The 3,442-nt window shown below is 63.6% G+C and carries 2 protein-coding genes; both read left to right on the forward strand.

Translation table 11 applies throughout. The features are described 5' to 3' along the window. Positions 1-4 precede the first annotated feature (4 nt). On the forward strand, positions 5-1,435 hold the full coding sequence (gene yegQ / locus DBR23_RS12690; RefSeq protein ID WP_108498487.1) for a tRNA 5-hydroxyuridine modification protein YegQ: 1,431 nt from the start codon (positions 5-7) through the stop codon (positions 1,433-1,435). A gap of 21 nt (positions 1,436-1,456) precedes the next feature. After that, entirely contained in the window at positions 1,457-2,830 is a 1,374-nt protein-coding gene (locus DBR23_RS12695) for an SH3 domain-containing protein (RefSeq protein ID WP_233250432.1), read from the forward strand. The last annotated feature ends 612 nt before the right edge of the window (positions 2,831-3,442 follow it).

Genomic DNA, 3,442 nt, shown 5'->3' on the forward strand with positions numbered 1-3,442 from the left:
CCCCATTAAAGCCCCCGAACTCCTGCTGCCCGCTGGCTCGCTCGACAAAATGCGCGCCGCCTACGACTTTGGCGCCGACGCCGTGTACGCAGGCCAGCCGCGCTACAGCCTGCGCGCGCGCAACAACGAGTTCCGCCTGGAGCAGATCAAGCAAGGCATTGACGAGGCCCACGCACGCAACAAGAAGTTCTTTGTGACCAGCAACCTGATTGCGCACAACGACAAGATCCGCACCTACCTGCGCGACATCGAGCCCGTGATCGACTGCCAACCCGACGCCCTCATCATGGCCGACGCGGGCCTGATCATGATGGTCAAGGAGAAGTGGCCCGAGCAGGTGGTGCACCTCTCGGTGCAGGCCAACACCACCAACTGGGCGGCCGTGAAGTTCTGGCAAAAGATGGGCGTGGAGCGCGTCATCCTCTCGCGCGAACTGAGCCTGGACGAGATCGAAAAGATCCGCCAGGAATGCCCTGACATGGAGCTGGAAGTGTTCGTGCACGGCGCGCTGTGCATTGCGTATTCGGGCCGCTGTTTGCTCAGCGGCTACTTCAACCACCGCGACCCCAACCAGGGCACCTGCACCAACGCCTGCCGCTGGAACTACGCCACGCACGACGCGGACATCGACCCCACCACGGGCGAGGCCATCGCGCAAAAGATGGAAGGCGACTTCAACTTCGAGGCCGCGCAGCAGAAGGCCGAACAATCGTTTGCCTCCACCACCGGCAACGGCGAGCGCCATCCCAAGGCCGACAAGGTCTACCTGATCGAAGAGGCTGGCCGCCCAGGGCAAATGATGCCCATCATGGAAGACGAGCACGGCACCTACATCATGAACAGCAAGGACCTGCGTGCGGTGGAGCATGTGGCGCGCCTGGCGCAGATTGGCGTCGATTCGCTCAAGATCGAAGGCCGCACCAAGAGCCTGTACTACGTGGCCCGCACCGCCCAGGTGTACCGCCGCGCCATCGACGACGCCGTGGCAGGCCGCCCCTTCAACCCCGAGCTGCTGATCGAGCTCGAAGGCCTGTCCAACCGGGGCTACACCGGCGGCCTGCTGGAGCGCCGCCCTAGCAACGACTACCAGAACTACATCAACGGCCACTCGGCCACGCAGCGTAGCCAGTATGTGGGCGAGGTGCTGGGTGCCGAAGGACAGGCCGATGTGGGGCTGTCTGGAGACTGGGTACAGGTCGAAACCAAGAACCACTTTGCCGTGGGTGACCTGATTGAAGTGGTGCACCCCAGCGGCAACACTACGGTGCGCCTGCAAGAGATGCGCAATGTGGAAGGCCAGCCCGTGCAGGTCGCCCAGGGCAGCCCGGTGCGCGTGTGGATCCCGCTGCCCGCGCGCTACAGCGGCGCGCTGCTGGCGCGGGTGATTGAATCGCCACCGCCTGCTGCAGCGGCAGAGCCTGCATTGGCGGTGTAACTCTCTCGCAGGGGCTGGAGCATGAAGACCTTGGTGCACGCCACACGGCCTCGCCACTGGACCATGGCTGCTTTGCTGGGCGTAGCACTCGTGGGCCCGGCCAATGCCCAGACGCCGGCTGTGGCGCCCGCCAAGCAGCGTTATGTGCAGGGCTCGTGGGTCAACCTGCGCGAGTCGGCCCAGTCGCAGGCCCGCATCGTGGCCCAGGTGCCCGCCAACACCGTGCTGCAGCAGATCACCGAGCGCGACGGCTGGTGCGCCGTGCTCTACACGGGCGATGCGCGCCTGGGCCCGCCTTTGCCTGAGCCCCTGCAAGCCCATGTGGCCTGCAACCTGCTGGCCGACCAGCCCCTCACCCTGGCCCAGGCGGGCAAGGACGCCGCCCGCGCCTTCTGGGTCGCTCCGTCACCCAACCGCCTGCGCGCTTACGGCAATGCCCTGCCACGCCCGCCATCCCTGCAGCTGCCCGCGCTGGCCAAAAGCCACGCGCATGAAATGCCGGTGCAGTACCCCACCCGAGCTGAGTGGGAAGCCGCCAAGAAGCTCATGCGCGCTGGCGTGGTGCTGCGGCCCGAGCAGGAAATCGACCGGGGCCGCCCCGTCAACCCGCTGGATGACCTGAAGCTGGCCACCCGTGCCGTGGACCACATCCCTGCCGTGGCACCCCTGGCCGCCCCGCCCACGTTGCCAGCCATCGCCCCTTCGTACTTTCGCTCCCACACCAGCGTGGCCCTGCTGCACGAGACCGATGCCGACGGCCTGGCCGCCGTGGCGGGCACCCGCATCAGCGTCATCCCTACCGGTGTGCCCGTGGGGCGGTTCAATCGCCACAGTGGTCCAGAAATCGAGTACATCACCGGCTTCTGGGACGTGGGCACTGCCGATCAGGCCTTCGCACCTGCGCTGACCATCTATGCCATCACCCACCAAGGCCTGGTGGGCGCCCATACTGTGCGCCAGCGCTATTGGGACATCAGCAACGAAGACCACTACTGCGGCGGCCACTACCCCGGCCGTGGGTTCAACGACCCTGGTGAAGAAGCCCAGCCCGTGCGCGGCTATGCCAAGCTGTCCGACAGTGCCCAGGTACTGACCCGCCTGGTGCTGCCCGCAAAGCTTCCGCCGGACGCGGTGAAGGTGAAGACCCGGCGCTACGCCACGAGCTGGATGCAGCCCGCGGACCCGCCCATCCGGGACAAGCCCCAGCGCAAGAACACCGCCGTGATGGTGCATGAGATTGACTTGGACCGCGACGGCGTGGCGGACATCCTGCGCATCGACACCCCATCGCCGGGCGGCATGAGCTTTGAGCCCATCTTTGAATGGCGCTGGTACCTCAATATCAACGGCCAGTGGTTTCCGGCGGGGTATTGGGTGGATCAGGAGTGCACGTGACTGCGTGGTCGGCGGCTATCGGCCAGAAGCAGACATTCACGGGCGAGTGTCTACCGTCACGAACAAATGCACTTTTCTCTATAGTTTCCTCGCGTAGACATCGGGTAATCCTTGTCGGGGCCAACTTGCCCAATGAACGGAGCGCACTGCGCCTTGCACTCTGCCTCTGCGTCTTTTGGTGGCGGGAGCAACCACGCAATTGCTGAAATCCCCGCGATGAATAGCGCAAAAACAAGAAACGCAATCTGACCTAGCGAAAGTCTCTTGATGGCATTTCGAAATGGCAGCCTCATTGGCTTTCGAACCACCTCTTTTTTCAATGCCTTAACTGCTCTAACCTTACGAAATCTGCCCGGCATCTTGCTCTCCACCACAAGTTCTTTTAACGGCCTCTGAGGCAGCTTATTCGACAATGGGTGCTCTGAGCCTGAACTTTGACCAGTCATGGCCCGCAAGCGTCCTTCGCTGTGAGACAGAATCCGGCCAGAAGCAGCCTTTCAAGACCTATCGAGATGCACAAAAAATCCCTGCAAGACACGATCAACGCGGCATGCGCCAAGCTCGAAGAGACGGCGGTGATGATGGGGACCAAAATCTCTTTTGACCTTGCCT

It is taken from the genome of Acidovorax sp. HMWF018 (assembly GCF_003061035.1).
Taxonomy (GTDB): Bacteria; Pseudomonadota; Gammaproteobacteria; order Burkholderiales; family Burkholderiaceae_C; genus Acidovorax; species Acidovorax delafieldii.

What these genes read in the sequence shown, in the direction of transcription:
- DBR23_RS12695 (WP_233250432.1), top strand. Translation starts at nt 1,457, where the DNA reads ATGAAGACCTTGGTGCACGCCACACGGCCTCGCCACTGGACCATGGCT.